Genomic DNA, 25,923 nt, shown 5'->3' with positions numbered 1-25,923 from the left:
ATGAAACGAATTAAAATTTTAGTCCTGATTTTGACTTTTTTTGCAGTAAGTTGCTCGCAACAACAAGCTAGAAAGCCTATTTCACAATCTTCGGGAACTTTCATGAAAGAGTCTGTTGAAAGAAATAAAAAATTAGTGGCTACAGAAGAAGATAAAATTGATTCAATAATAAAAAACAATCCTGATAAAAAATTTATTGCTTCTAGCAAAGGTTATTGGTATGCTTACGAAAACAGAAATTTGAATGATACAGTTTCTCCAAAAAAAGGTGATATTGCCTATTATAATTATGAGGTAAAAGACTTAAAGGGAGCTATAATTTATTCGGAAGCTGAATTAAAACCCCAGATATATCATGTAGATAAAGAACAAAAAATCATTATTGGTTTACGTCATGGTATTAAATTAATGCGTAAAAATGAAAAAATAACATTCTTGTTTCCTTCACACATAGCATTTGGTTACCATGGTGATAATAACAAAATTGGTCATAACGAACCATTGATGTACACTGTGACCTTGAATGATTTTAAAGAAGATCCTAACCCAAAAAGTCAAACTAATTAATATTTAATCCAAAAAATGAAAAGAATTTTACTAGTTGCTCTTATTCTTGCAACATTTGTTTCTTGTAAAGATGATAACAGCAATCTTAAAGATGGTTTATATGCCAAAATAGAAACTTCAAAAGGTGTAATTATTGCACAATTAGAATATGAAAAAACACCTGTAACTGTTGCCAATTTTGTAACATTAGCGGAAGGAAAAAACACTTTTGTAAATCCTGATTTTAAAGGGAAACCATTTTTTGACAAACTAAAATTTCACAGAGTAATTAAAGAGTTTATGATTCAAGGTGGCGATCCGCTTGGAAATGGTTCTGGCGATTCGGGTTACAAGTTTAAAGATGAAATTACAGACCTAAAACATGATAAGCCAGGAGTTCTTTCTATGGCAAATTCAGGACCTGGAACTAACAGCAGTCAGTTTTTTATAACACATGTTCCAACACCTTGGCTAGACGGTTTACATACTGTTTTTGGTCATGTAGTTGAAGGAATGGATGTTGTTAACAAAATTGAACAAAATGATGACATTGTAGCCGTTACAATTATTAGAAAAGGCGAAGCTGTGAAAAAGTTTGATGCTGTGAAAATTTTCTCAAACTTTTTTTCAAAAGAAGCCGAATTACAAAAAAAACAAGCAGCAATCAATGAAGAAAACAAGAGACTTTACGAAGAAAAATTCAAAGCTGTAATTGAAGCAAAAGTTGCCCAAATGTATAAATTGAAATCTGGTGCAACAAAAACAGCAACGGGTTTACAATTTCAAATTATTAAAAAAGGTACAGGCAAAAAACCAACTATGGGACAAAATGTTTTCATACATTATGCAGGATTTTTAGAAAATGGCGAACTTTTTGATACAAGTATCGCAAGTGTTGCTAAAGAGTTTGGAAAATATGATGAAAATAGAGCCAATCAAAATGGTTATAGTCCAATCCCATTTCAATTTGGAAACAAACAAGGAATGATTCCAGGATTTATTGAAGGTATCGAAAAAATGTCTTTTGGCGATAAAGCAATACTATTTATCCCTTCAAATTTAGGTTATGGTGAAGCTGGTGCTGGCGGTGTAATTCCTCCAAATGCCAACATTATTTTTGAAGTTGAATTAGTAGAGAAAATGTAAATTTTACAGAATTATAAATAAAGTTAAATTAATTAAAAATGATAAAAATGAAATTAAAAATTGTTGTTCTTTTATTATTAGGAATGATGAGCAGTTTTGCTCAAGTAAAAAAGAAAACTACCGCAACTAAAAAAGCAGTAAGTACCAAAGTGGTAGCAAAACCAACTGCAAATTCTAACGAAGGAATTTTTGCTGAATTTGAAACTACAAAAGGTAAAATAGTAGTACAATTAGAGTACAAAAAAGTGCCAATTACTGTTGCCAACTTTGTTGCATTGGCAGAAGGGAAACAATCATTTGTAACCAATGAAAAATTTAAAAACAAACCATTTTACGATGGATTGAAATTTCATAGAGTAATCAAAGATTTCATGATTCAAGGTGGTGACCCAGCAGGAAATGGGTCTGGCGGACCAGGTTATAGCTTTAAAGACGAGTTTGACCCGAGTTTAGTTCACGACAAAGGCGGAATTCTTTCTATGGCAAATTCTGGACCAGGAACCAATGGTTCACAATTTTTTATTACACACAAAGAAACTTCTTGGCTAAACAATAAACATTCTGTTTTTGGTCATGTTGTTACAGGAATGGATGTTGTTAATGCTATCGTTCAAGATGATGTTATAAATAAAGTAACAATCACAAGAAAAGGTGCAGACGCTAATAAGTTTGATGCTGTAAAAATATTTTCAGATTATTATGCAACCAAAGCTGAAGATGATAAAAAGCAAGCAGCCTTAAAAGCAGAAGCTCAAAAAAAACAAGCTGAGCTTGATGCAGAAAAAAATAGAGTTTACAATGAACAATTTGCGCCAGTAAAAGCTGCAAAAGTTAAGCAATTAGCTGAATTAAGAGCAACAGCAACCAAATCAGCAACAGGATTAGAAACTAAAGTAATATCTGTTGGTTCAGGAAAAAAACCTGTAGAAGGAACAAACGTTTACATCAATTATGCAGGATTTTTAGAAGATGGATCTTTATTTGATAGCTGTATTGAAGCGGTTGCAAAAGAATACGGAAAATTTGACCAACGTAGAGCCGACGCAAATGGTTACCAACCAATGACCGCTCAAGCTGGGAAATATAACTTTATTCCTGGTTTTGTCGAAGGTTTGAACAGCATGTCTTTTGGGGATAAAGCGGTTTTGTTTATTCCGTCAAATTTAGCTTATGGCGAAAGAGGTGCAGGAAATGTTATTCCACCAAATTCAAATATTGTTTTTGAAGTTGAAATGTTAGAAACACTTCCAGCTCCAGTTGCAGTTCCTGCAATAAAACAAGCTGAAAAGAAATAAGTTTAAAACATAATGTAAAAGGCACAAAATTCAATGAGTTTTGTGCCTTTTTCTTTTTTTGTCATTCTGAACTTGTTTCAAAATTTAAATCTATTTTTTGAATTTCCATTCAAATTCGTCGTTGTCGTTTATAATAGCACCCATTTCTATATTGGCAATTACGCCAAATTCTGTTTGCAAAATAAACCAATTACTTTCGTTAAAATGATTTTCTGCCAAATCAAAATCTTCATTTTCCCAAGTTTTTAAACCTTTTTCTAAAAGTTCATTTTTTACTTCATCAACATTTTGATTGATTAACTTTTTATCAAACAAAGTCAAATCTGGATTAGAACAAATAATATAGCCTAATTTGAAATCTTCATCTTCATAAAAAGTTAAGCGAACTCTTTTAGTATTGTACACATAAATTACGTTGTCATCCTCGTCTTTGAATTGTTTGTTTGGTAATCCGTAAATTTCAGTGACATCGGTTTGTTTCATTCCGAATAGCAATTCGTCTATTCCGTTTTTTAGATTTATTTTCATTTTAGTCTTATTTGCTACAAAAGTAACTATTTACATTTTAAGAGATTTCTGTTTTTGTAGAAAATAAAATAGTATATTTACATATAACTAAGAAGAAATCCTAAAATAAAATACCATGGCAAAAAGTCAAGACGCAAAAAAAACGGTTAAAAAAGAACCTCTTAAAACTGCAAAGGAAAAGAAAGAGGAAAAAAGAGAAAAGAAAAATAGTCCAAAAAGAGATTAAAAAAAGCTCACTAGATATAAATTTAGTGAGCTTTTTTAAATATTAGTTATTCCACATCAGGAAATATTTTCCCAGGATTTAGAATATTGTTCGGGTCAAAAACAGATTTTATGCGTTCCATTAATTCTAAATGCGTTTTGGTAAAAGCAATGTTCATATAGTTTTTTTGGACATAACCAATGCCATGTTCACCAGATAAAGTTCCTTTTAGCGAAACTGTTAATTCAAATATTTCTCTTATTCCTTTGGTAACTTCGGTGTTCCAATTTTCGTTAGACATAGTGCCTTTTATGATGTTTACGTGCAAATTCCCATCGCCTGCGTGACCATAACAAACCGATTGAAAACCGTATTTTTTTCCAATTATTTTGATGCCTTCTAGTAATTTTGGCAATTCGTATCTTGGTACAACCGTGTCTTCTTCTTTGTAAATTGAATTAGCTTTTACCGCTTCAGCCACATTTCTTCTCATTTTCCAAAGGGCATTTTTTTGGTCATCGGTATCAGCAAATAAAATTTCGTCAATTTCATATTGTTCTAAAACACTTGTAATTTTTTCAGCTTCTTGAAATAAAATATCAGGATAATTTCCGTCAACTTCTATTAATAAATGCGCTTGAACTTCGTCTTTTATTTGTATGTTTAATCCGTCTATGAATTTCAAACTCCAATCGATGGCGTCTCGTTCCATAAACTCTAATGCACTTGGGATAATTCCCGCTCTGAAAATAGCAGAAACTGCTTCGCAAGCTTGACTAGCTTTGTAAAAAGGCACCAATAGCAAAATATTATGTGAAACGGCCGGAATCAACTTTAAAACTATTTTGGTAATTACGCCAAGTGTTCCTTCGCTTCCAACTAATAATTGTGTGAAATTATATCCAGTAGAATTTTTTAGCGTATTGGCACCTGTCCAAATGATTTCGCCTGTTGGCAAAACTATTTCGAGGTTTAGCACATAATCTTTGGTTACACCGTATTTCACAGCTCTTGCACCGCCCGCATTTTCGGCAACATTACCACCAATCCAGCAACTTCCTTGACTACTTGGATCGGGAGGGTAGAACAATCCTTTTTCGGCAACTGCTTCTCTTAGCACTTGTGTAATCACGGCTGGCTCAACAGAAACTTGAAGATTCCGTTCATCAATTTCTAAGATTTTGTTGAATCTGTCCATTGCCAAACCAATTCCTTGATGGATACTCAATGCACCACCACTCAAACCTGTTCGTGCACCAATTGGCGTTACTGGAATTTTATGTGTATTGGCTACCTTAATAATTTCGGAAACTTCTTTGGAATTGGCTGGTTTCAAAACCACATTTGGTGGAAAAACATAGTCTTCGGTTTCGTCATGACCGTAATGATTACGTGTTTCTTCGTCTAAAAAAAGGTAGTCAGAACCAACAATTTTTTCTAATTCTTTTATGATTTTCGGATGAAGATTTTGTTGCATTTTTGATTGTATTTGAACTGTAAATTTACATAATTTTTTATTTTGAAAAATGATTTTGCAAAAATACATTGGCTAACTAGCCCAGACAGAGTGGAAATCCTTTTTTTCTTTAAAAAAAGATTGGAAAGGCGGCAGGAATATGGATTCCTAAAATGCCCAAGCCTTTACGCTCCTAAAAAAGCAATAATTTCTTGATAAAGAGCCGTTTTGTGCAAGCTATGTCCGTAGCCTTTGGTTTTGATAAACTTAGCTTGTTGCCATGAACTTGCAATTTTTTCGCTTTCAGAAAACAGTACAACTTTATCTTTTAGGTCATGTGCAATTATACCTTTGCTGTTGATTTTTTTTCCAAAATGAGATCCCGAAAAATCCTTGAGTTGCAAGTTAAATTTTTGGATAAAATGCTTTTCAAGATTTTTCTGAATACGAGAATTTAGGCTTAACATTTTTATATAATTGTTGAAAATCACTTCCAAATCTGATGGTGCGCCTAATAATACTAGTTTTTCTAGGTTTGGATTTTGAAATTTTGACTGATAATACAAACTCGCCATGCCGCCAACCGAATGTCCAATAATGGCATTTGGATTGTGTTTTTGAGCGACAATATTTATAAATTCCGAATACAAAATCGCATTGAATTCGTTGCCAGACGACAAACCGTGAGCAGGCGCATCGACTGCGATGATGGTGTAAGGTGTTTGTTTTAAATGCTCTAAAAGTTTTTTCCAGCGTGATGCATTGCTTTCCCAACCGTGAACTAGCAAAATTACTTTTTCGTTTCCTTTCCAGTGATAGGTTTGGATTTTGTGGTGTTGAAACTCTAAAGTTGTTTGAGTTGCATCTTTCAAAACTTCGGGTAATTCTCCGTGCTTTAATCTACCTTTTCGTGGTTGACTAAAAAGTTGGTAAGCCTTTTGGGTTGCTTTGTTGGGAGCAATATAACTAAGTCCATTAAGATACGATCCAATGGATTTGGTTAGAAGATAATATTGAATTTTTTTGAGTTTCAAAAAAGCAAAAGATTACAGAATTAGTCAAAAAAAATCCCGACTAATCGGGACTTTTTTAAATTATATTGTTGCGAACAATTTTTCCATTTTTTCTCTTTCTTCATCTGCTAGAGATGCGTCAACTAAGATTCTTCCTGAATGCTCGTCGGTAATAATTTTTTTACGGCCAGCAATTTCAACTTGTGTTTGTGGAGGAATAGTAAAGAAAGAACCAGCAGAAGCACCACGCTCGATAGAAACTACTGCTAAACCGTTTCTTACGCTAGAACGAATTCTTTTGTAAGCGGCTAACAATCTTTCTTCGATTAGTCCTTCATACTCAGCAGATTTTTGAATTAAGAAGGTTTCTTCTTTTTCAGTTTCTGCCATAATATCGCTTAATTCAGATTTTTTATGTTTTAAGTGTGTTGATTTTTGCTCTAATTTTTCTTTAGAATTTGCAATCACTTCTTTTTTGTGCTCCATAGAAGCTCTTAATTCTTTGATTTGTTTTTCGGCCAATTGAATTTCTAATTCTTGAAACTCAACTTCTTTAGTCAACGAATTAAATTCTCTGTTGTTACGAACAGAATCTTGTTGTTTAGTGTATTTTTTGATAGCTTCTTGGTGCTCTTCAATAGCGCTTTTTTTGGCTTTGATTTGCTCTTCGATGCTTTCAAGATCTGCTTTTAGTTTTTCGTTACGTGTAGTCAAACCAGTTACTTCATCTTCAAGATCTTCTACTTCTAAAGGCAATTCACCTCTTACGTTTCTAATTTCGTCAATTCTAGTGTCGATTAATTGTAAATCGTAAAGCGCTCTTAACTTTTCTTCAACGCTTAATTCTTTTGTAGTAGCCATATTTTATAAGTACTTAACTGGATTTGTATTTTCTTCTGATAAAACAATTCTGTCTTGCGACAAATCAGGTGCAAAATTAGTAATTTTTTCTTTAAGAAAATCAACAATATAATTTTTTGTATATCTTTCGCTTTCAAAGTGACCAATATCGGCTAAAACTAGTTGATTTTCAGATTGATAAAAGTCGTGGTATTTTAAATCGGCTGTTAAAAAAACGTCAACATTTGCCTGAATTGCATTTTTGATAGCAAAACTTCCCGAACCACCGAGAACAGCAACTTTCTGAATCTTTTTACCCAATAATGCCGAATGTCGAATGCCACCACATTGCATTTTGTCTTTTACAAAAGCTAAAAATTCGAGTTCATCCATTGGTTTTTCAAGTTCGCCTATCATTCCCAATCCTATATTTTGATGTGAATTTTGTAAATCGTAAATTTCGTAAGCAACTTCTTCATAAACATGATTTGAGAATAATGTTTTTATAATTTTGGACTGTAAATATTTTTCAAAAGTTACTTCGATTTTTGTTTCTTGCGCTTCTACAAATTCAAATCGTTCGCCAATTTCTGGATTGCTATTTTCATTTCCCATATAGGTTCCAATTCCTTGCGAAGTGAAACTACAATCTTCATAATTGCCGATTTTTCCAGCGCCAGCATCAAACAAAGCATTTCGCAATTTTTCAACATTTTCTGGAATTGTATAAGTGACTAATTTTTGAATGAAATTGTTTTTTGGAACAAGAACTTTTGTGTTTTTTAAACCCAAAGCATCACAGAAAATTTTGTTCACACCATTTTTATGATTGTCTAAAGCGGTATGAACGGCGTAAATGGCGATATCATTTTTAATAGCTTTAAGAATAGAGCGTTCAACGTAGTTTTTTCCAGTAATTTTTTTGATTCCAGAAAATAAGATTGGGTGAAAACAAACTACCAAGTTGCATTTTTTAGTAATAGCTTCGTCAATCACACTTTCTAATGCATCATGGCAAACCAAAACGCCAGTTGCTTCATTTTCTTGATTTCCAACCAATAATCCTACGTTGTCAAAATCTTCAGCATAAGCCAAAGGTGCCATTTCTTCTAGTATTGTGAGTATTTGTTTTATTTTCATTTTATATAATCTTTTAGGTTGCCCATTCATTCAAAATCTCTTTTATTTCCCATTTGGAATTGATTTTTTCCAATACTAAAAAGCAACCATTGTTATGTTCAATGTTTCGATAAAGAGTGATTTTTACTAAGCAATATTTTTTTTCAAAATAAATTGGTTTATTAGCAATTAATAGACGTTGGTTATTGTCATTAAACCGTTTAGACTTTTTTTGGAATTCTTCTAGCGACAAACAATTATTGACTTTACTTTTCAAATACTGATTTTCTGTTGCAAAAAGTGTTGCCAAATCATTTGACCAATTCTCGATTTTTTTTAGACTAATTTGCTTTTTAATTTCAGCTAAATTTTTTTTTAGAATTTCATTTTTAGCAATTATTTCAAAAAACTCCTCGTTGTTTTGTACTTTTTCACAATAAAAACTTAAGAGTTGTAATCTGTCTTTAACAATTACCTTTTCTTTAGAATAGTATTTGGCTAAAATCACTTTTAGTATTGCAGCATCATTCTTTTCTTGTGAAAATAGAGCTTGAGAGCTAAAAAGAAAAAAAACTATTAATTTAAAACAAAGCTTCATTTTTCAAAATTTAATTACTTTCCAAAGATAGTAAAATGTTGGATTATCAATTCAAATTGAAAAGGAATTAATATTGCATGATTTTTGTATATTTGTAATTCAAAATTATTAGGATATGACTACTTTAACCATAAAAATAAACGAGCGTTCCAAAAAAGGCAAAGCTTTTCTTGAGTTTGCCAAAACATTTTTTGATGAAGGAAAAGATGTTGAAATAATTGAGTCTGATTCAAAAGCTGTAAAAAAAGAAAAAAGTATATATAGTGAAGCTTTTATTAAAAAAATTAAAAAAGCTGAAGAAAATATCAAAAATGGTAATTGCATAACTATTGATCCTAACGATATATGGGGAAGTTTAGGATTAAAGTAACTAAAATTGCTCAAAAAGATATTGAAAAGCATTTAAAATCAGGAAATAAAGTTTCCATTAGAGCAATTGATAAAATTCTGGAAGATCTATTAGAAAACCCTTATGAAGGTTATGGAAATCCTGAGGCATTGAAATATGAATATTCTGGTTATTGGTCTAGAAAAATTAATCAGAAAGATAGATTGATATATAGAGTTGATGAAGATATAGTAACCGTTTTTGTCATCTCTGCAATGGGACATTACTCAGATAAATAAGATGAAGTTCCTACGAAAAATCCTTTTCCCATTTTCCATTTTATACGGATTGATAACTTCTATCAGGAATTTTCTTTTTGATAAAGGAATTCTAAAATCGTATTCGTTTGATATACCAATTATTGCAGTTGGAAATCTTAGCGTTGGTGGCACTGGAAAAACTCCTCAAATTGAATATTTAATCCGACTTCTTTCGCCCAATTATAAATTGGCTACGTTGAGTCGTGGTTACAAACGAAAATCTGAAGGTTTTGTTTTGGCAAATGAAAATTCAACTGCCGAAATTTTGGGTGATGAACCGTTTCAAATACATCAAAAATTCCCTGAAATAAAAGTAGCGGTCGAGGCCAATAGAAAAAATGGCATTGAACAATTATTGAGTTTGGAAGATAAACCTGACGTGATTTTGTTAGATGATGCATTTCAGCACCGAAAAGTAAAAGCTGGTTTTTACATTTTGCTAACGGCTTATGATGATTTGTTTTGCGATGACTATACGTTGCCAACAGGAAATCTTCGCGAAAGCAGGAATGGCGCCAATCGTGCCGATGTGATAATTGTCACGAAATGTCCCAAAGATTTATCGGAAATTGCACAAGAAAATATAAGAAGAAAATTGAGGCTCTTCCTTCGTCAGAATGACAATATTGAAAGGTTATTTTTCAGTTATATTGATTATGATGACAAAGTTTATAACGAGTTAGAAAGTAAAAAGGTTGAAGAAATAAAGCATGAAGCTAAATTACTTTTGGCTGGAATTGCAAAACCTGAACCCTTTTTCGGATATTTGCAGGCTGAAAAAGACGAAACGTTGGTTTATCCAGATCATCATTTTTTTACAGAAAAAGATTTAATAGAAATACAAAATAGAGCAAATAACAAGTTGATTATCACTACCGAAAAGGATTATGTTAGATTAAAAAACAGCAATTTAAAATCACTTTTCTATTTACCAATCAAAAGTAGTTTTGTTGCAAACAGTGATAATTTTGACAAAAACATAACAAATTATGTGGGAACAAGTACAAGAAACCGTTAATTATATCAAAGAAAAAACAGGTTTTACACCAGAATACGGTGTGATTTTAGGTTCAGGATTAGGTAGTTTTACTGATGATATCAAGATTGAACATATTTTGCCTTATACAGAAATTCCAAATTTTCCTGTTTCGACTGTGCAAGGTCATAAAGGTGCGTTGGTTTTTGGAACTATTGGTGATAAAAAAGTGGTGGCTATGCAAGGTCGTTTTCATTTTTATGAAGGCTACGACATGAAACAAGTTACTTTTCCGGTTAGAGTGATGAAATATCTTGGCGTGACCAAATTGGTAGTGTCAAATGCTTCTGGTGGCGTGAATCCGAGTTATAAAGTAGGTTCGATTGTGATTATTAAAGATCATATCAATATGATGCCTGAACATCCTTTGCGTGGAAAAAACGAAGAACGTTTTGGCCCAAGATTTGTCAATATGAGCGAACCTTATAGCAAAGCTATGATGGCAAAAGCCAAAATTCTGGCTGCAGAAAATAATGTAACTGTTCACGACGGTATTTACCTTGGTTTGCAAGGTCCAACTTTTGAAACCTTAGCCGAATACAAAATGGTAAAAATTTTAGGTGCTGATTGTGTTGGAATGTCAACCGTTCCCGAAGTTATTGTGGCTCGACACATGGAAATGGAATGTTTCGGACTTTCTGTAATTACTGATATGGGTGACGAAGAAAACATTGAAGAAGTAAACCACGCCGAAGTATTAAAAGCTGCTCAAAAAGCCGAACCGCATGTTCGATTGCTTATTAGTGAGTTGATTAAGAACTACTAATTTAGTAACAATACAAAACCTATATAGCCCCGATTGGAGTGGCACGAAGTAGAGCGGAAAGCGGGAAAATGGATTATAAAAAAGCCCAAGTTATTCGCTCTTTTAGTTATTTAGATATTATCAAATCAATAATTCGGCTTGAATAACCAATTTCGTTGTCGTACCAGCCGACTAATTTTACCATTTTACAGATAACCTTTGGGGTAATATTTTAATTTTATGTTTAGGAAATTATCATAAAAATTTCCAAATAAACATCTAAAATAGTTCCTTATATTATTGTAAAATATATATTGTAAGTGTTTTGTTAATCTTATATCTTTGCAATCCGAAGTTTCGGGACATTAAAATTATAGGAATGATAAAGATTACTCTACCTGACGGTTCAGTTAAGGAGTTTACACAAGGTACAACTCCGATGGATGTTGCAAAAAGCATAAGTGAAGGATTAGCGCGAAATGTGATTTCGGCAGCTTTTAATAGTACAACTATAGAAACTTCGACGGAATTAACGACCGATGGTTCGCTTATTCTATATACATGGAATGACAAAGAAGGTAAAAAAGCTTTTTGGCATTCGACTTCGCACGTTATGGCTCAGGTTTTGGAAGAAAAATACAATGGCATTAAATTGACTCTTGGTCCGGCAATTGATAATGGATTTTATTATGATGTTGATTTTGGCGACAATAAAATAACTGATGCGGACTTTAAAGCAATTGAAGAAAGAGTTTTAGAGATTTCTAGAGAGAAGCATGAATTCAAAATGCGACCAGTTTCAAAAGCTGAAGCATTGGAAGTATATAAAGGTAACGAATACAAAACAGAATTAATATCCAATTTAGAAGACGGAACGATTACTTTTTGTGATCATTCTAATTTCTTTGACTTATGTCGTGGTGGACACATTCCAAATACAGGAATTATTAAAGCCATGAAAATCATGAGCGTTGCTGGTGCTTATTGGCGTGGTGATGAAAAAAATAAACAGTTGACTCGTGTTTATGGAATTTCATTTCCAAAGCAAAAAGATTTAACTGAATATTTAGAACTATTAGAAGAAGCAAAACGCCGTGACCATAGAAAACTTGGAAAAGAACTTGATTTGTTTGCATTTTCACAAAAAGTAGGTCAAGGTTTACCTTTGTGGTTACCAAAAGGAGCCGCTTTGAGAGATAGATTAGAACAATTTTTGAAAAAAGCTCAAAAGAAAGCTGGCTACGAACAAGTTGTGACTCCACATATTGGACAAAAAGAGCTTTATGTTACATCTGGACATTATGCTAAATATGGTGCTGATAGTTTTCAACCAATAACAACTCCTGCTGAAGGCGAAGAGTTTTTACTGAAACCCATGAATTGTCCACATCATTGTGAAATATACAACACAAAACCTTGGTCTTATAAAGATTTGCCAAAACGTTATGCAGAATTTGGAACAGTTTATAGATATGAGCAAAGTGGTGAATTACACGGCTTAACTCGTGTGAGAGGATTTACCCAAGATGATGCGCATATTTTCTGTACGCCAGATCAGTTGGATTCTGAATTCAAAAAAGTAATTGACCTTGTGTTATATGTATTTGGTTCATTAGGGTTTGAAAATTTTACGGCTCAAATTTCGTTAAGAGATAAAGAGAACAGAGATAAATACATTGGTAGTGACGAAAATTGGGAAAAAGCAGAAAATGCTATTATCAATGCTGCAGCAGATAAAGGTTTAAATACCGTTATTGAATATGGCGAAGCGGCTTTCTATGGTCCAAAATTGGATTTTATGGTAAAGGATGCTTTGGGTAGAAGTTGGCAGCTTGGAACTATTCAGGTTGATTACAATTTGCCGGAACGCTTTGAATTAACCTATAAAGGAGCAGATGACAAATTACACCGTCCAGTTATGATTCATCGAGCACCATTTGGCTCAATGGAACGATTTATAGCCATTTTACTAGAACACACTGCTGGAAATTTCCCACTTTGGCTAATGCCTGAACAGGCTATTATACTGTCTTTAAGCGAGAAATATGAAAATTATGCTAAAAAAGTTTTAGAATTGCTAGAAAATCACGAAATTCGCGCCCTAATTGACAACCGCAACGAGACAATTGGTAAGAAAATTAGAGATGCGGAAGTTCAAAAAATGCCGTTTATGTTGATAGTTGGTGAGGAAGAAGAGAAAAACGGAACCATTTCTGTTCGTCGTCACGGACAAGAAGGAAAAGGAAATATATCAGTTACAATTGAAGAATTTGCCAAAATTGTGAACGATGAGATTGCCAAAACGTTAAAAACATTTGAAGTTTAATTAAAATAATAAAGCCATAGCAATTAGAAACAACAGAGGTTATCAACCTCGAGTAGAAAAAAAAGATGAACACAGAATAAATAATTTTATTCGTGTGCCTGAAGTGCGTCTTGTTGGAGACAATGTAGAACCAGGTGTATTCAAAACAGCAGATGCAATGCGTCTTGCGGATCAACTAGAATTGGATTTGGTAGAAATTTCTCCAAATGCTGAACCACCAGTATGTAAAATTATAGACTATAAAAAGTTTGTTTACATGCAGAAAAAACGTGACAAAGAATTAAAAGCTAAGTCAACACAAATTGTGGTTAAAGAAATTCGTTTTGGTCCTCAAACAGATGAGCATGATTATGAATTTAAAAGAAAAAATGCTGAAAAATTTCTAAAAGAAGGTTCTAAATTGAAGGCATTTGTATTCTTCAAAGGTCGTTCGATTATCTATAAAGATCAAGGTCAAATCTTGTTATTACGTTTGGCTACTGATCTTGAAGAGCACGGAAAAGTAGAAGCTATGCCAGTTCTTGAGGGAAAAAGAATGATAATGTTCATTGCTCCGAAGAAAAAGAAGTAAGAAGTTTACAGTATCAGTAAGCTGATTGTATATAAAAGTAAGTAAGTTAAATATAAATAAATTAGGGAAATTATGCCTAAAATGAAAACAAAATCTAGCGCTAAGAAACGTTTTAAAGTTACTGGCTCTGGAAAAATAAAGAGAAAACACGCTTTTAAAAGTCATATCTTGACTAAAAAATCTAAAAAGCGTAAGTTAGCTTTAACTCACTCTGCATTGGTTCACAGTACAGATATGAAAAGCATTAAACAACAATTAAGAATTATATAATTAGTAACTAGTAATTAGCTTTTAGTAATTAGCTTTTTTTGCAATTCACTAATCACTTTTTACTAACAACTAAAAATTCTTTAGGTTAAAAATCAATTTAAATAACCTTGGAGTATGGCCTTAAGTTCTCTTGATTAAATTCGGGACGCCTGCTACAAAAAAACAAGAAAATTATGCCAAGATCAGTAAATTCAGTTGCTAAAAGAGCAAGAAGAAAAAAGATAATGAAGCAAGCCAAAGGTTTCTTTGGTCGTCGTAAAAACGTTTGGACTGTTGCTAAAAACGCAGTTGAAAAAGCGATGGTTTACGCTTATCGCGATAGAAAGCAAAACAAGAGAAATTTCCGTTCTTTATGGATTCAACGTATCAACGCTGGAGCTCGTTTAGAAGGAATGTCATATTCTCAATTTATGGGATTAGTTAAGAAAAACGGTATCGAATTGAACCGTAAAGTATTAGCCGATTTAGCAATGAATCACCCAGATGCTTTCAAAGCTGTTGTGAAAAAAGTGAAATAAAAAAACGTTTGTACAACCCGTTTAACTTACTTACAAATAATGAATCCCATTCGAAAGAGTGGGATTTTTTGTATCACAAATTCTGGTTTAAAAGAACTATTGTCCCGCTTTGCGTTGCAAACAAAGTTCACTGAACTCAAATAAAAAATAAAAATAATGTGAAGTAATCTTTTCTTTTTTTAAAGAAAAAAAAGAATTTACTCTGCAATCGGGGCTATTAAAAAAGCTTTGTTTATAAAAGCAGTAACTAATTGAACAAGGAAACAACTCTACTCTTATTACATGAACACAAGTTGGAACTAATAATAACTTGAATTGTTTGAGTATCGTTTTTTAGAGCTAGACGAGTTCCAATAGCGGCAATTACCATTGCTAAAAATGCCCAAGCCATTCGATTCTACTTATTAATGTAGTAAATCAAATCAATAACTCGGCTCGAATAGCCTATTTCGTTGTCATACCAGCCGACTACTTTTACCATTTTGTCAATAACCGATGTAAGTTGTGCATCAAAAAGGCATGAGTTTCTATTTCCTATAATATCTACCGAAACTATTGGGTCTTCGGTGTAATCTAGAATTCCTTTTAAGTTGGTTTGCGATGCTTTTTGGAAAGCGGCATTAATTTCGTCAATTGTTACGGCGCGTTTCACATTGAAAGTAATATCGGTCAGCGAACCATCAGGGACTGGAACTCGAATGCCACAACCACCAATTTTACCTTCCATTTCTGGAAATATTTTAGTCAATGCTTTTGCGGCACCAGTTGTTGTTGGTACAATCGATTGGCTTGCGCTACGTGCTCTTCGCAAATCTTTATGTGGTTGATCGTGTAAACTTTGATCGGTTGTGTACGAGTGAACAGTTGTAATATACGCTTGTTCGATGCCACAAAGTTCGTTAATCACTTTTATCATAGGAGCAGCGTTATTGGTCGTACAACTTGCATTGGAAACAATTGTTTCGCTACCATCTAGAATGTGTTCGTTTACGCCCAAAACTACAGTTTTGATTTCTTCAACTTCGGATGGCGCCGAAAGAATAACTTTTTTAGCACCCGAAATTATATGCTGATTGATTTCATCAAAAGTTCTGTACTTTCCAGTTGATTCAATAACAACATCGATATTTTCCCAATTTAAATTTGAAATCTCTTTTTGGTGATAAAACAAATACTTTTTGCCATCTACAAAAATATGATTGTCATCAAAAGTAACATCGTAATTTAATACGCCGTGAATACTATCATATTTTATAAGATGTGCCATCGTTCGATTATCGGCAATATCATTAATCGCCACAACTTCAATAGTAGGATTATTGAGAAGTAATCTGAAAAGACTTCGTCCAATACGCCCAAAACCATTAATAGCAATTTTTATTTTCATTATTTCGTACTTCTAACTTCGTACCTCGTATTTACAAAATGTGTTTTTCGGCATGATAACTAGAACGCACCAATGCACCACTTTCTACATGACGGAAACCCATTTCTTTTCCTAGTTTTTCGTATTTTTCAAATTGCTCTGGCGTAATGAATTCTTTTACTGGCAAATGTTTTTTACTTGGTTGCAAATACTGACCAATGGTTATAATATCTACATCTTGATTACGAATATCTTGCATGGTTTGGATAACTTCAGCTTCTGTTTCGCCTAATCCTAGCATAATTCCCGATTTGGTTCTACGGATTCCTTGTGCTTTCAAATAACGTAAAACCTCCAAACTTTTATCATATTTTGCTTGAATTCTAACTTCACGAGTTAATCTACGAACGGTTTCTATGTTGTGAGAAACAACTTCGGGATTTGCTTTTATAATTCGATCAATATTTTTTGTGTTTCCTTGAAAATCTGGAATTAATGTTTCAAGTGTTGTAGAAGGATTCATTCTTCTAATAGCATTTACTGTTTCTAACCATATAATAGACCCCATATCTTTTAGATCGTCTCGGTCAACACTTGTAATTACGGCATGTTTTATTTTCATTAATTTGATAGAGCGAGCAACTTTTTCTGGTTCAGCCCAATCAACATCTTCCGGACGACCCGTTTTTACACCACAAAAACCACATGAACGTGTGCAAATATTGCCCAAAATCATAAAAGTTGCGGTTCCTTCGCCCCAACATTCGCCCATATTCGGGCAACTTCCAGAAGTGCAAATAGTGTTTAGTTGGTATTTGTCAACCAATCCGCGAAGTTCAGTGTATTTTTGACCAATTGGCAATTTTACTTTTAGCCATTTTGGTTTTCCTATTGGAAGTGTATTTTTGACAACGGTTTCCATAAAAACAAAATTTTGAAATGCAAAGATAAACAAACTTGTGTTAGTAATTTAATACTCAAAATCACGATTTTTATTATATTGTAATTGAGATTATTTATAATTATTAATTTCAAAACCTTGAAAGTCAATATAACTATAATAAAATCAATAAAAAAAGCATTTTTTCTCAAAAAAAATGTTTCAGAGTAACAAATATTTTCTATTTTTAACAAATCCATTACAATCATTACAAAACGAAATACCTTTAGAATATGAAGATTGATAAAATTCAAGCGTTACGTGGGCCAAATATTTGGAGTGTACAAAGAAAAAAGCTAATCCAAATGCGATTAGATTTAGAAGATTTAGAAGAACGCCCTACAAATAAAATTGAAGGTTTTCGTGAACGAATTGAAGCTATGTTTCCCACAATGATAGAACATCGTTGCTCCGAAGGTTGTCGTGGTGGTTTCTTTTCACGTGTTGATAGAGGGACTTGGATGGGACACGTTATTGAGCACATCGCTCTAGAAATTCAAACCCTTGCCGGAATGGAAACTGGCTTCGGACGAACTCGTGAAACTAAAACTCCCGGGATTTATAACGTAGTTTTTAGTTACACCGAAGAAAATGTTGGTTTGTATGCAGCAGAAGCATCAGTTAGAATAGCAGAAGCATTAATTGAAGGAACCGATTATAATCCAGAAGTTGACATTCAAAAAATGCGAGAAATTCGTGAACAAGTTCGACTTGGACCTTCAACTGGAAGTATTGTTGAGGAAGCCGTTGCACGCGATATTCCTTGGATTAGACTTGGAACAAATTCATTAGTACAGTTAGGTTATGGTGTAAATCAAATGCGTTTTCAAGCTACGATTACTTGTAAAACTAGTAGTATTGCTGTAGATATTGCTTGTAACAAAGAACAAACAAAGAAAATGTTACACGCAGCATCCATTCCTGTCGCAAGTGGCGGAATCTGTGTTGATGAAGAAGATTTAGAAGCAGTCGTAAATAAAATTGGTTATCCAATCGTTTTAAAACCATTAGATGGTAATCATGGAAAAGGGGCATCAATCAACGTAAAAACATGGGAAGAAGCTGTAGAAGGTTTGGCTTATGCAAAAAAATACAGTCATAGAGTAATTGTAGAAAAATTCATCACAGGTTATGACTTTAGAGTTTTAATCATTGACAATAAATTAGTGGCAGCTGCAAAAAGAGAACCAGCTCACGTAAAAGGAGACGGAAAACAAAATATCCAACAACTTATTGACGAAACTAATTTAGATCCAAAACGTGGTTATGGTCATGAAAATGTACTAACTCAGATTGATGTTGATAGAGATACAACTGATTTATTAGAAAAATTGGGATATACATTAGAAACAGTTCCAAGAAAAGACGAAGTAGTTTATTTAAAATCAACAGCTAATTTAAGTACTGGTGGAACTTCTGTTGACGTAACAGATATGATGCATCCAGAAAATATTTTCCTTTGTGAAAGAATTTCTCGAGTTATCGGACTTGATATTTGTGGTGTTGATATTATGGCAGAAAATCTAACACAACCACTAAAAGAAAACGGCGGTTGTATTTTAGAAGTTAATGCTGCACCAGGTTTTCGTATGCACTTAGCACCAAGCGAAGGTTTACCAAGAAACGTAGCTGCTCCAGTAATTGATATGCTTTATCCTCCCGGAAAACCTAGTAGAATTCCAATTATAGCCGTTACAGGAACGAATGGAAAAACTACAACGACACGTTTAATGGCGCATATTGTAAAAAATAATGGCTACCGTGTTGGCTTCACAACATCTGATGGGATTTATGTTCAAAACCATTTGATGGAAAAAGGTGACACCACAGGACCAATTTCTGCAGAATATATTTTGAAAGATCCAACGGTTGAATTTGCTGTTCTAGAAACGGCTCGTGGCGGAATTCTTCGTTCAGGTTTAGGTTTCAGTCGTTGCGATATCGGAATCATTACCAATATTCAAGCTGACCATTTAGGATTGTCTGATATTCACACTTTAGATGATTTAGCTCGTGTAAAAGCTACTGTTGTGCGCAGTATCAAAAAAGATGGTTGGGCAATTTTAAATGCAGAAGACGACCAATGTTTGAAAATTGCAAACGAATTGAGTTGCAATGTTGCTTATTTTTCAATGGATGAAAACAATCCAAAAGTAGTTCAATTTGCAAAAGAAGGAAAAATTGTAGCCGTTTATGAAAACGGATTCATCACCATCAAAAAAGGTGAATGGAAAATTCGTGTAGAGAGAGCCACTCATGTTCCGTTAACAATGGGAGGAAAGGCTAAATTTATGATTTCCAATGTTTTGGCAGCCACTTTAGCAGCCTATTTACAAGGATTTAAAACCGAAGATATTAGTTTGTCGTTGCAAACATTCATTCCAAGTGCGGCACAAACACCCGGTAGAATGAATATTTTTGAGTTCAAAAAATTCAAAGTATTAATTGACTTTGCTCATAATCCTTCAGGATATAAAGGTGTTGAAGAATATTTAAGTAGTGTTGAAGCTACCAAAAAAATCGGAATTATTGCCGGAGTTGGCGATAGACGAGATGAAGATATTAAAGAATGTGCTACAATTGCTGCTCGAATGTTTGATCACATCATCATTCGTCAGGAAAAATATTTACGTGGAAGAACCGAAGAAGAAATCATTGGTCTAATCATGGAAGGTATTGCAGCTTCTGGCAAAACAGTCACTCATGAAATCATTTCTAAAGAAACTGAAGCTATCAAACACGCAATTGACAATGCCGAAGATGGAACATTTATCATAGCATTAAGCGACGTAGTTACTAATGCTATTGAAATTGTTCAAGCCTATTTGGATAAAGAACAAGAAGAAAATGTTTAAAACAATAAATTTTTAATGACCAAAATCCCAAATTCCAATCGGTTTTTGGGATTTTTTCAAATTTTAAAGTATGCAAAACATACAAAACCTCATTTCACAACTAGAATCCAAAATTCCTTTTTACGAAAAGACCAATCCTTCTGTTTCAAATGCAACGGTTGGTTGGCAAATTGAACACAGTTTGAAAACTATTTATCAAATTGTTTTAGTTGTTAAAAACTCTAATCCTCAAGAATACCAATGGAAGTTTAATAAAAGCAAGTTGTTTATTTCAATTTTGGGTTTTATTCCAAGAGGTAAAGCCAAAGCTCCAAAAGTAGTTCTACCTGACGATACTATTTCCGAAGAATCACTATTGTTAAGTTTGCAAAAAGTAAAATCAGCACTTCAAGAATGGGATTCTTTTGATAAAAACGCCTATTTTCCACATCCATTTTTTGGGAATTTGAATAAAAAATCTACAATGTGGTTTTTGAAATTACATACCAACCATCATTTGAAAATTGTAAATGATATTTGTAAATAATAAATAACGTAATTAAGTACGTAATTACGTTATTTATTATTTACATTTGCATTAAATATATACATTATTATCAATGAAAGTAATCAACTACTCCGACTTACGTTTGAACCTAAAAAAATGGTTAGACAGTGTTACTGATGACATGGAAGAAGTTCTCGTGACTAGAAAGAACAATAAGAATTTAGTTGTAATTTCTCAAGATGAATATAATTCTTTGACAGAAACAAATTACTTATTATCAGGAAAAAACAGAGATATTTTGCTTAAAGCTGTCGAAGATGTTAAAAGCAAAAAAACAATCAAAAAAAATATCATTGAAGAATGATTACATGGCAAATTCAAGCTTGGGAAGACTATCTTTATTGGCAAAAAATTGATAAATCTAAACTTAAAAGAATCAATGAATTAATCAAAGTTACAGTTAGAACTCCATTTGAAGGTATTGGAAATCCCGAACCATTAAAACATGCACTTCAAGGATATTGGTCACGAAGAATTGATAGTGAACATAGATTGGTTTACACGATAATTGAAGAGGATTTAATTATTATTTCATGTAGATATCATTACAATTAGTATGTTACAACTTGTTATTTCGACGAAGGAGAAATCACATTAGCTTAAATTTTTATGTGATTTATCCTTCGTCGAAATGACAAAATCAAAACTTTTCAATAAAAATTCAATTTTCTTTTAGATTAAAAATTCAATTTAATTTAGATTTCTCCAATAAATATAAGACCTTTGCACACTTTTATTTAAGGAATTATATGAAGAAGAAAATTGAAATTCTTGCTCCTGCAAAAGATTTAATTCACGGAATGGCAGCAATAAATGCCGGTGCCGATGCTGTTTATATTGGTGCGCCTCAATTTGGAGCTCGTTCCAATGCGCACAATTCTATTGAAGATGTAGCCGAATTAGTAAAATATGCTCACCTTTTTAATGCTCAAGTTTTTGTAGTAATTAATACTATATTATATGACAATGAACTAGAAACGTGCCGTCAATTAATTTGGAAATTATATGACATTGGTGTTGATGCCTTAATCATTCAAGACATGGCGATTATGGAAATGGAATTGCCGCCGATAGTTCTTCACGCAAGTACGCAAGCTAATAATCGTGACGCTGATAAAATAAAATTCCTTAAAGATGCCGGAATGAAACGTGTTGTTTTGGCGCGCGAATTAAATTTGCATCAAATAAAAGAAATTAGTGAAGCAACCGATGTTGAATTGGAATTCTTTGTAACTGGTGCATTATGTGTTTCTTTCAGCGGAAATTGTTATATGAGTGTTGCCAATGGTGAACGTTCTGCTAATCGTGGTTCGTGTGCGCAAAACTGTCGATTACCTTATAATTTGATTGATGGTAATGGTGATACTTTAATCAAAAACAGTCACTTACTTTCTATAAAAGATTTTGATGTATCTGATCAGATTCCAAATTTAATTGAAGCAGGAATTTGTTCGTTTAAAATTGAAGGCCGTTTGAAAGATATCGTTTATGTCAAAAATAATGTATCGTATTTACGTCAGAAATTAGATGCGTTTTTAGAACAAAATAGTGATAGATTTACCAAAGCTTCATCAGGAAAATCATCTTATACTTTTGAATCTTCATTAGACAAGTCGTTCAATCGGGGTTATACAGATTATTTTGTAAACGAAAGACATCAAGCAATCGGTTCATGGGAAAGTCCAAAATCAAAAGGGCAGTATATTGGTAAGCTTATTAGAACAGCTGGAAATTCGTATGAAATTGAAAATGGAGAATTACTAAATAATGGTGATGGTTTGTGTTTTATAAACCAAAACAATGAAGCCGATGGAATTTATGTAAATCGAGCTGAAAATGGATTTATTTATCCAAATGTTTTGAAAGAAATTAAAGACGGAACTTTCATATATAGAAATAACGACACTGCTTTTATCAAAATTGTTGAACGTGAAGATAGTGCCGTTCGAAAAATAAGTACCACTTTACTTTTATCGGAAAATGAAAATGGTTTTGAGCTGAAAGCGACCGATGAAGATGGAAATGTTAGCGTTGTATCGATAGTTCATCCAAAAGAGCAAACAAAAAATAATGAGTCGATTGAGCAAAATTTTAAAATAAATTTAGCCAAAACAGGTTTTACACCATATAATGCTGATGAAATTTTAATTGAATTCTCTCAAAATTGGTTTTTACCTATTTCAAAAATCAATGAAATGCGTAGAACGGTTTATGAGCAATTGTCAGAAATTCGTTTGACAAATTATGTTCGTGAAGAACATCAAATCGTTAAAACATCACATCCTTATCCAGAAACTAAATTGGATTTTATGTATAATGTTGCTAACAAAACGGCTCGTAAATTCTACGAAAGACACGGCGTAACAGAAATAGAAAAAGCATTCGAATTGCAATGGGATCCCGGAAAATCTCGTGTAATGACTACTAAATATTGCATCAAATACGAATTAGAAAAATGTCCAAAATATCATAAGGATACTATGGAAGCTAAGTTAAAAGAACCATTAGTATTGAAACAAGGCGAGTTAGAGTATAAACTAAAATTCAATTGCAAACCATGCGAAATGGAAATTTGGGAAAAAGATGCAGAGTTTGAAATTGAAGAGGATTAATTCCTAGATAGAATATTCTTGTTTCTTGTTTTTAATTTATTATTTCCTAGGGTAATAAAAACAATCATAGTTATATTATTTACCGATTTTTTTCTAACTCTCTACTATAATAATCCAATTTTTATAGTTGTTTATCCGAAAGGATTTCTCTATAATGTTTATTTGTTCGTTACCTTTTTTTTCAAAAAAAATGGCTCTGTCTGTTTGGTTTGTAAAATTTATAGAATGAAAGTTTGCAAGTTTCTTTGTCTAATGTTGAAAACAAAACAAAATGAAAATTAGTACACTTGAATTAATATAAGTCTGAAAATCAATTAAATAATCAGTTTTTGTTTTGATTGTTTCAAAATAGTCTAACTTGAATTTTTATTTTCAATCTATAATAGTATTTTTGCACATGCAACACAACGTACTTATTTTAGATTTCGGTTCACAATACACGCAACTTATTGCCAGACGCGTTCGCGAATTAAACATTTTTTGCGAAATTTTTCCTTATAATCATTTTCCTGACGACTTAGCAAGTTATAAAGCGGTTATTCTCTCCGGAAGTCCATTTTCGGTAAGAGCCGAAGATGCTCCACATCCTGATTTGTCAAAGATTCGAGGTAAATTACCAATGTTAGCTGTTTGTTATGGCGCTCAGTATTTAGCTCATTTCAGCGGTGGAGAAGTAGCTTCATCCAACACTAGAGAATATGGTAGAGCTAATTTGAATTATATCAAAGAAGATGAATTGTTTTTTGATGGAATTTCTCAAAATTCACAAGTTTGGATGAGTCATAGCGATACTATAAAAACACTTCCAACTAACGGAATAAAGTTAGCTAGTACGCATGATGTTGAAAATGCGGCATACAAAATTGAAGGCGAAACTACATATGCAATTCAGTTTCATCCTGAAGTTTATCATTCAACCGATGGATTGAAGTTATTGGAGAATTTCTTAGTCAAAATAGCAGAAGTTTCTCAAAGTTTCACACCAAATGCTTTTGTTGAAGAAATGATCAGTGAACTCAAAGAAAAGCTTCAAAATGATAAGGTTGTTTTAGGTCTTTCAGGAGGTGTAGATTCAACAGTAGCAGCAGTTTTATTACATCAAGCTATTGGGAAAAATTTATTTTGTATTTTTGTTAATAATGGATTGCTTCGCAAGAATGAATTTGAAAACGTTTTAGAACAATATAAAGGAATGGGCTTGAATGTAAAAGGTGTTGACGCTTCGGAACGCTTTTTGAGTGAGCTTTCAGGAATTTCTGATCCAGAAACTAAAAGAAAAACAATAGGAAGAGTTTTTATTGAAGTTTTTGACGATGAATCTAAAATAATTGAAGATGTAAAATGGTTGGCACAAGGAACTATTTATCCAGATGTAATTGAATCTGTTTCGGTAAAAGGACCAAGTGCTACTATAAAATCGCATCATAATGTTGGTGGATTGCCAGATTACATGAAGTTGAGCATCGTAGAACCTTTGAGAATGTTGTTCAAAGATGAGGTGAGAAGAGTAGGAAGAACACTCGGAATAGATGATGAACTTTTAGGAAGACATCCATTTCCTGGTCCGGGACTTTCAATTAGAATATTAGGTGCCATTGATAATGAAAAAATTCGTATATTGCAGGAGGTAGATGCTGTGTTTATTGATGGCTTAAAGTTATGGGGATTGTATGATAAAGTATGGCAAGCAGGTGCAATTTTACTGCCAATAAATAGCGTTGGCGTAATGGGAGACGAACGTACTTATGAAAAGGTAGTTGCCTTGAGAGCCGTTGAATCTACTGATGGGATGACGGCAGATTGGGTACATTTGCCGTATGATTTTTTGATGAAAATATCCAATGATATAATAAATAAAGTGAAAGGTGTTAATAGGGTAGTTTACGATATAAGCTCTAAGCCACCAGCAACAATTGAATGGGAATAATTAAAATATTTTGATAAATGAAAAGAATTTTTAGTTTTTTAATCGTAGTTTTTTTATTACAAAACTTAAATGCTCAGAAAAATAAAAATCAAGAATATGAATTGATAAATCACGTTGTTGAATTTGGTGAAACAGTGAAATTAATTTCAAAGAAATACATAGTTGATCCAGGAGAAATTTATCAACTGAATAAATTTGCAATTGATGGTATTTCTAAAGGAATGATACTACAAATTCCAGTTCCTGTAAAGGATCCAGTATTGGTAGATGAAAAAGTTAAAGAATTGGTTAAAAAACAACCTATTGCCAAATCTCCCGAAAAGAAGGAAGTGGCAAAAGTCACTCAAGCACCTAAAGTTGAGACTAAACAACCTGAAAAAGAAATAGTTGTTATAGATAGAGGTTCTGAAATTGACCATGTTATTGAAGCAAAAGAAACTCTTTACAGTTTGTCAAAAAAATATGGTATTTCTGCCGACGAAATCAAACTTAGCAATGAACAAATTGCTGTTTCGGGACTACAAATAGGAATGATTGTAAAAATACCAGGAACTAAAAAAATTGCTAGTAGTGAAAGTTCTATTGGTTCAACTAAAACGCCAGTAGCAGAAGTTTCAAAACCAAAAGAAAAAGAAGTTGCTTCTCAATTTCAAGCTATTACACATGTTGTTGAACCTAAAGAAACGTTATATAGTTTATCAAAAAAATATGGTACTACAGTTGATGAGATAGTAAAGCAAAATCAATCTTCATTGATTAATGGACTCAAAATTGGGCAAACACTAACGATTACAAAAAAATAATTATTTTTACCAA

Annotated in this window: 26 protein-coding genes; 18 read left to right on the top strand and 8 right to left on the bottom strand. The window is 32.8% G+C overall.

Annotated features, from left to right (window positions below):
* From gldI to ACIQ66_RS06135, 3 genes are read left to right on the top strand one after another with little or no spacing between them, the layout of a single operon-like run.
* On the top strand, nucleotides 1-567 hold the full coding sequence (gene gldI, locus ACIQ66_RS06145; RefSeq protein ID WP_396211914.1) for a gliding motility-associated peptidyl-prolyl isomerase GldI: 567 nt from the start codon (nucleotides 1-3) through the stop codon (nucleotides 565-567).
* A gap of 15 nt (nucleotides 568-582) precedes the next feature.
* Nucleotides 583-1,692 (top strand): peptidylprolyl isomerase, encoded by a 1,110-nt coding sequence (locus ACIQ66_RS06140; protein ID WP_396211913.1) that lies wholly within the window; start codon nucleotides 583-585, stop codon nucleotides 1,690-1,692.
* Nucleotides 1,693-1,739: 47 nt separating this feature from the next.
* On the top strand, nucleotides 1,740-2,987 hold the full coding sequence (locus ACIQ66_RS06135) for a peptidylprolyl isomerase (RefSeq protein ID WP_396211912.1): 1,248 nt from the start codon (nucleotides 1,740-1,742) through the stop codon (nucleotides 2,985-2,987).
* A 90-nt stretch (nucleotides 2,988-3,077) separates the two neighbouring features.
* Here ACIQ66_RS06135 and ACIQ66_RS06130 read toward each other — a convergent pair whose 3' ends face one another.
* From ACIQ66_RS06130 to ACIQ66_RS06105, 6 genes are all read right to left on the bottom strand, one after another.
* A complete protein-coding gene (locus tag ACIQ66_RS06130) occupies nucleotides 3,078-3,515 on the bottom strand; it encodes a hypothetical protein (protein ID WP_396211911.1) in 438 nt (145 codons plus the stop codon).
* A gap of 272 nt (nucleotides 3,516-3,787) precedes the next feature.
* Complete coding sequence (locus tag ACIQ66_RS06125; protein WP_396211910.1) at nucleotides 3,788-5,197, bottom strand: FAD-binding oxidoreductase; 1,410 nt, start codon at nucleotides 5,195-5,197, stop codon at nucleotides 3,788-3,790.
* A gap of 164 nt (nucleotides 5,198-5,361) precedes the next feature.
* Entirely contained in the window at nucleotides 5,362-6,210 is an 849-nt protein-coding gene (locus ACIQ66_RS06120; protein WP_396211909.1) for an alpha/beta fold hydrolase, read from the bottom strand.
* Nucleotides 6,211-6,270: 60 nt separating this feature from the next.
* Entirely contained in the window at nucleotides 6,271-7,050 is a 780-nt protein-coding gene (locus tag ACIQ66_RS06115) for a zinc ribbon domain-containing protein (protein WP_396211908.1), read from the bottom strand.
* Nucleotides 7,051-7,053: 3 nt separating this feature from the next.
* A complete protein-coding gene (locus ACIQ66_RS06110) occupies nucleotides 7,054-8,169 on the bottom strand; it encodes a Nif3-like dinuclear metal center hexameric protein (protein ID WP_396211907.1) in 1,116 nt (371 codons plus the stop codon).
* Nucleotides 8,170-8,182: 13 nt separating this feature from the next.
* The gene (locus ACIQ66_RS06105) at nucleotides 8,183-8,746 is read right to left on the bottom strand and encodes a hypothetical protein (protein ID WP_396211906.1); all 564 of its coding nucleotides are present in this window, start codon (nucleotides 8,744-8,746) and stop codon (nucleotides 8,183-8,185) included.
* Nucleotides 8,747-8,861: 115 nt separating this feature from the next.
* On the opposite strand from ACIQ66_RS06105, the gene ACIQ66_RS06100 reads away from it, so the two are divergent.
* The 8 genes from ACIQ66_RS06100 (at nucleotide 8,862) to rplT (ending at nucleotide 14,860) form a co-directional block, all read left to right on the top strand.
* Complete coding sequence (locus ACIQ66_RS06100) at nucleotides 8,862-9,116, top strand: DUF2683 family protein (RefSeq protein WP_396211905.1); 255 nt, start codon at nucleotides 8,862-8,864, stop codon at nucleotides 9,114-9,116.
* Nucleotides 9,092-9,373, top strand: a complete 282-nt coding sequence (locus ACIQ66_RS06095; protein WP_396211904.1) for a Txe/YoeB family addiction module toxin — start codon at nucleotides 9,092-9,094, stop codon at nucleotides 9,371-9,373. Before ACIQ66_RS06100 ends, ACIQ66_RS06095 begins: the two co-directional genes overlap by 25 nt.
* Before the next feature lies 1 nt (nucleotide 9,374).
* Complete coding sequence (lpxK, locus tag ACIQ66_RS06090) at nucleotides 9,375-10,412, top strand: tetraacyldisaccharide 4'-kinase (protein ID WP_396211903.1); 1,038 nt, start codon at nucleotides 9,375-9,377, stop codon at nucleotides 10,410-10,412.
* Nucleotides 10,384-11,196: a purine-nucleoside phosphorylase gene (locus ACIQ66_RS06085; protein WP_396211902.1), complete on the top strand. Its 813-nt coding sequence runs from the start codon at nucleotides 10,384-10,386 to the stop codon at nucleotides 11,194-11,196. The genes lpxK and ACIQ66_RS06085 overlap by 29 nt, the downstream gene beginning before the upstream one ends.
* A 358-nt stretch (nucleotides 11,197-11,554) precedes the next feature.
* On the top strand, nucleotides 11,555-13,501 hold the full coding sequence (gene thrS, locus ACIQ66_RS06080) for a threonine--tRNA ligase (RefSeq protein WP_396211901.1): 1,947 nt from the start codon (nucleotides 11,555-11,557) through the stop codon (nucleotides 13,499-13,501).
* Nucleotides 13,502-13,523: 22 nt separating this feature from the next.
* Entirely contained in the window at nucleotides 13,524-14,072 is a 549-nt protein-coding gene (infC, locus tag ACIQ66_RS06075) for a translation initiation factor IF-3 (protein WP_396211929.1), read from the top strand.
* A gap of 72 nt (nucleotides 14,073-14,144) precedes the next feature.
* Nucleotides 14,145-14,342 carry a 50S ribosomal protein L35 gene (gene rpmI / locus ACIQ66_RS06070; RefSeq protein WP_007810722.1) on the top strand — a complete coding sequence of 66 codons (198 nt, stop codon included), beginning with the start codon at nucleotides 14,145-14,147 and terminating at the stop codon, nucleotides 14,340-14,342.
* A gap of 173 nt (nucleotides 14,343-14,515) precedes the next feature.
* Nucleotides 14,516-14,860, top strand: a complete 345-nt coding sequence (rplT, locus tag ACIQ66_RS06065; RefSeq protein ID WP_396211900.1) for a 50S ribosomal protein L20 — start codon at nucleotides 14,516-14,518, stop codon at nucleotides 14,858-14,860.
* 397 nt (nucleotides 14,861-15,257) lie between these two features.
* On the opposite strand, the gene gap is transcribed toward rplT, so the two are convergent.
* A complete protein-coding gene (gene gap, locus ACIQ66_RS06060) occupies nucleotides 15,258-16,247 on the bottom strand; it encodes a type I glyceraldehyde-3-phosphate dehydrogenase (protein WP_396211899.1) in 990 nt (329 codons plus the stop codon).
* 31 nt (nucleotides 16,248-16,278) lie between these two features.
* Nucleotides 16,279-17,148 (bottom strand): lipoyl synthase, encoded by an 870-nt coding sequence (gene lipA, locus ACIQ66_RS06055; protein WP_396211898.1) that lies wholly within the window; start codon nucleotides 17,146-17,148, stop codon nucleotides 16,279-16,281.
* A gap of 251 nt (nucleotides 17,149-17,399) precedes the next feature.
* Here lipA and cphA point away from each other — a divergent pair, with 251 nt between their 5' ends.
* From cphA to ACIQ66_RS06020, 7 genes are all read left to right on the top strand, one after another.
* On the top strand, nucleotides 17,400-20,021 hold the full coding sequence (gene cphA, locus ACIQ66_RS06050; RefSeq protein ID WP_396211897.1) for a cyanophycin synthetase: 2,622 nt from the start codon (nucleotides 17,400-17,402) through the stop codon (nucleotides 20,019-20,021).
* Nucleotides 20,022-20,091: 70 nt separating this feature from the next.
* A complete protein-coding gene (locus ACIQ66_RS06045) occupies nucleotides 20,092-20,547 on the top strand; it encodes a DUF1569 domain-containing protein (protein WP_396211896.1) in 456 nt (151 codons plus the stop codon).
* 73 nt (nucleotides 20,548-20,620) lie between these two features.
* Nucleotides 20,621-20,872 carry a type II toxin-antitoxin system Phd/YefM family antitoxin gene (locus tag ACIQ66_RS06040; RefSeq protein ID WP_396211895.1) on the top strand — a complete coding sequence of 84 codons (252 nt, stop codon included), beginning with the start codon at nucleotides 20,621-20,623 and terminating at the stop codon, nucleotides 20,870-20,872.
* Nucleotides 20,869-21,123, top strand: a complete 255-nt coding sequence (locus ACIQ66_RS06035) for a Txe/YoeB family addiction module toxin (protein ID WP_396211894.1) — start codon at nucleotides 20,869-20,871, stop codon at nucleotides 21,121-21,123. The genes ACIQ66_RS06040 and ACIQ66_RS06035 overlap by 4 nt, the downstream gene beginning before the upstream one ends.
* Before the next feature lie 194 nt (nucleotides 21,124-21,317).
* The gene (locus ACIQ66_RS06030; RefSeq protein ID WP_396211893.1) at nucleotides 21,318-23,180 is read left to right on the top strand and encodes a U32 family peptidase; all 1,863 of its coding nucleotides are present in this window, start codon (nucleotides 21,318-21,320) and stop codon (nucleotides 23,178-23,180) included.
* A gap of 397 nt (nucleotides 23,181-23,577) precedes the next feature.
* Entirely contained in the window at nucleotides 23,578-25,107 is a 1,530-nt protein-coding gene (gene guaA, locus ACIQ66_RS06025; RefSeq protein WP_396211892.1) for a glutamine-hydrolyzing GMP synthase, read from the top strand.
* A gap of 17 nt (nucleotides 25,108-25,124) precedes the next feature.
* The gene (locus ACIQ66_RS06020) at nucleotides 25,125-25,910 is read left to right on the top strand and encodes a LysM peptidoglycan-binding domain-containing protein (RefSeq protein WP_396211891.1); all 786 of its coding nucleotides are present in this window, start codon (nucleotides 25,125-25,127) and stop codon (nucleotides 25,908-25,910) included.
* The last annotated feature ends 13 nt before the right edge of the window (nucleotides 25,911-25,923 follow it).

Source organism: Flavobacterium sp., assembly GCF_044377315.1.
Lineage (GTDB): Bacteria > Bacteroidota > Bacteroidia > Flavobacteriales > Flavobacteriaceae > Flavobacterium.
This window is presented reverse-complemented; position numbering and strand designations above follow the sequence as displayed.

What these genes read in the sequence shown, in the direction of transcription:
- ACIQ66_RS06140 (WP_396211913.1), top strand. Translation starts at nt 583, where the DNA reads ATGAAAAGAATTTTACTAGTTGCTCTTATTCTTGCAACATTTGTTTCT.
- ACIQ66_RS06115 (WP_396211908.1), bottom strand. Translation starts at nt 7,050, where the DNA reads ATGGCTACTACAAAAGAATTAAGCGTTGAAGAAAAGTTAAGAGCGCTT.
- thrS (WP_396211901.1), top strand. Translation starts at nt 11,555, where the DNA reads ATGATAAAGATTACTCTACCTGACGGTTCAGTTAAGGAGTTTACACAA.
- lipA (WP_396211898.1), bottom strand. Translation starts at nt 17,148, where the DNA reads ATGGAAACCGTTGTCAAAAATACACTTCCAATAGGAAAACCAAAATGG.
- rpmI (WP_007810722.1), top strand. Translation starts at nt 14,145, where the DNA reads ATGCCTAAAATGAAAACAAAATCTAGCGCTAAGAAACGTTTTAAAGTT.
- ACIQ66_RS06020 (WP_396211891.1), top strand. Translation starts at nt 25,125, where the DNA reads ATGAAAAGAATTTTTAGTTTTTTAATCGTAGTTTTTTTATTACAAAAC.
- ACIQ66_RS06085 (WP_396211902.1), top strand. Translation starts at nt 10,384, where the DNA reads ATGTGGGAACAAGTACAAGAAACCGTTAATTATATCAAAGAAAAAACA.
- gldI (WP_396211914.1), top strand. Translation starts at nt 1, where the DNA reads ATGAAACGAATTAAAATTTTAGTCCTGATTTTGACTTTTTTTGCAGTA.
- guaA (WP_396211892.1), top strand. Translation starts at nt 23,578, where the DNA reads ATGCAACACAACGTACTTATTTTAGATTTCGGTTCACAATACACGCAA.
- ACIQ66_RS06040 (WP_396211895.1), top strand. Translation starts at nt 20,621, where the DNA reads ATGAAAGTAATCAACTACTCCGACTTACGTTTGAACCTAAAAAAATGG.
- cphA (WP_396211897.1), top strand. Translation starts at nt 17,400, where the DNA reads ATGAAGATTGATAAAATTCAAGCGTTACGTGGGCCAAATATTTGGAGT.
- rplT (WP_396211900.1), top strand. Translation starts at nt 14,516, where the DNA reads ATGCCAAGATCAGTAAATTCAGTTGCTAAAAGAGCAAGAAGAAAAAAG.
- ACIQ66_RS06125 (WP_396211910.1), bottom strand. Translation starts at nt 5,197, where the DNA reads ATGCAACAAAATCTTCATCCGAAAATCATAAAAGAATTAGAAAAAATT.
- ACIQ66_RS06130 (WP_396211911.1), bottom strand. Translation starts at nt 3,515, where the DNA reads ATGAAAATAAATCTAAAAAACGGAATAGACGAATTGCTATTCGGAATG.
- ACIQ66_RS06035 (WP_396211894.1), top strand. Translation starts at nt 20,869, where the DNA reads ATGATTACATGGCAAATTCAAGCTTGGGAAGACTATCTTTATTGGCAA.
- ACIQ66_RS06135 (WP_396211912.1), top strand. Translation starts at nt 1,740, where the DNA reads ATGAAATTAAAAATTGTTGTTCTTTTATTATTAGGAATGATGAGCAGT.
- ACIQ66_RS06030 (WP_396211893.1), top strand. Translation starts at nt 21,318, where the DNA reads ATGAAGAAGAAAATTGAAATTCTTGCTCCTGCAAAAGATTTAATTCAC.
- gap (WP_396211899.1), bottom strand. Translation starts at nt 16,247, where the DNA reads ATGAAAATAAAAATTGCTATTAATGGTTTTGGGCGTATTGGACGAAGT.
- ACIQ66_RS06045 (WP_396211896.1), top strand. Translation starts at nt 20,092, where the DNA reads ATGCAAAACATACAAAACCTCATTTCACAACTAGAATCCAAAATTCCT.
- lpxK (WP_396211903.1), top strand. Translation starts at nt 9,375, where the DNA reads ATGAAGTTCCTACGAAAAATCCTTTTCCCATTTTCCATTTTATACGGA.
- ACIQ66_RS06110 (WP_396211907.1), bottom strand. Translation starts at nt 8,169, where the DNA reads ATGAAAATAAAACAAATACTCACAATACTAGAAGAAATGGCACCTTTG.
- ACIQ66_RS06095 (WP_396211904.1), top strand. Translation starts at nt 9,092, where the DNA reads ATGGGGAAGTTTAGGATTAAAGTAACTAAAATTGCTCAAAAAGATATT.
- ACIQ66_RS06100 (WP_396211905.1), top strand. Translation starts at nt 8,862, where the DNA reads ATGACTACTTTAACCATAAAAATAAACGAGCGTTCCAAAAAAGGCAAA.
- ACIQ66_RS06105 (WP_396211906.1), bottom strand. Translation starts at nt 8,746, where the DNA reads ATGAAGCTTTGTTTTAAATTAATAGTTTTTTTTCTTTTTAGCTCTCAA.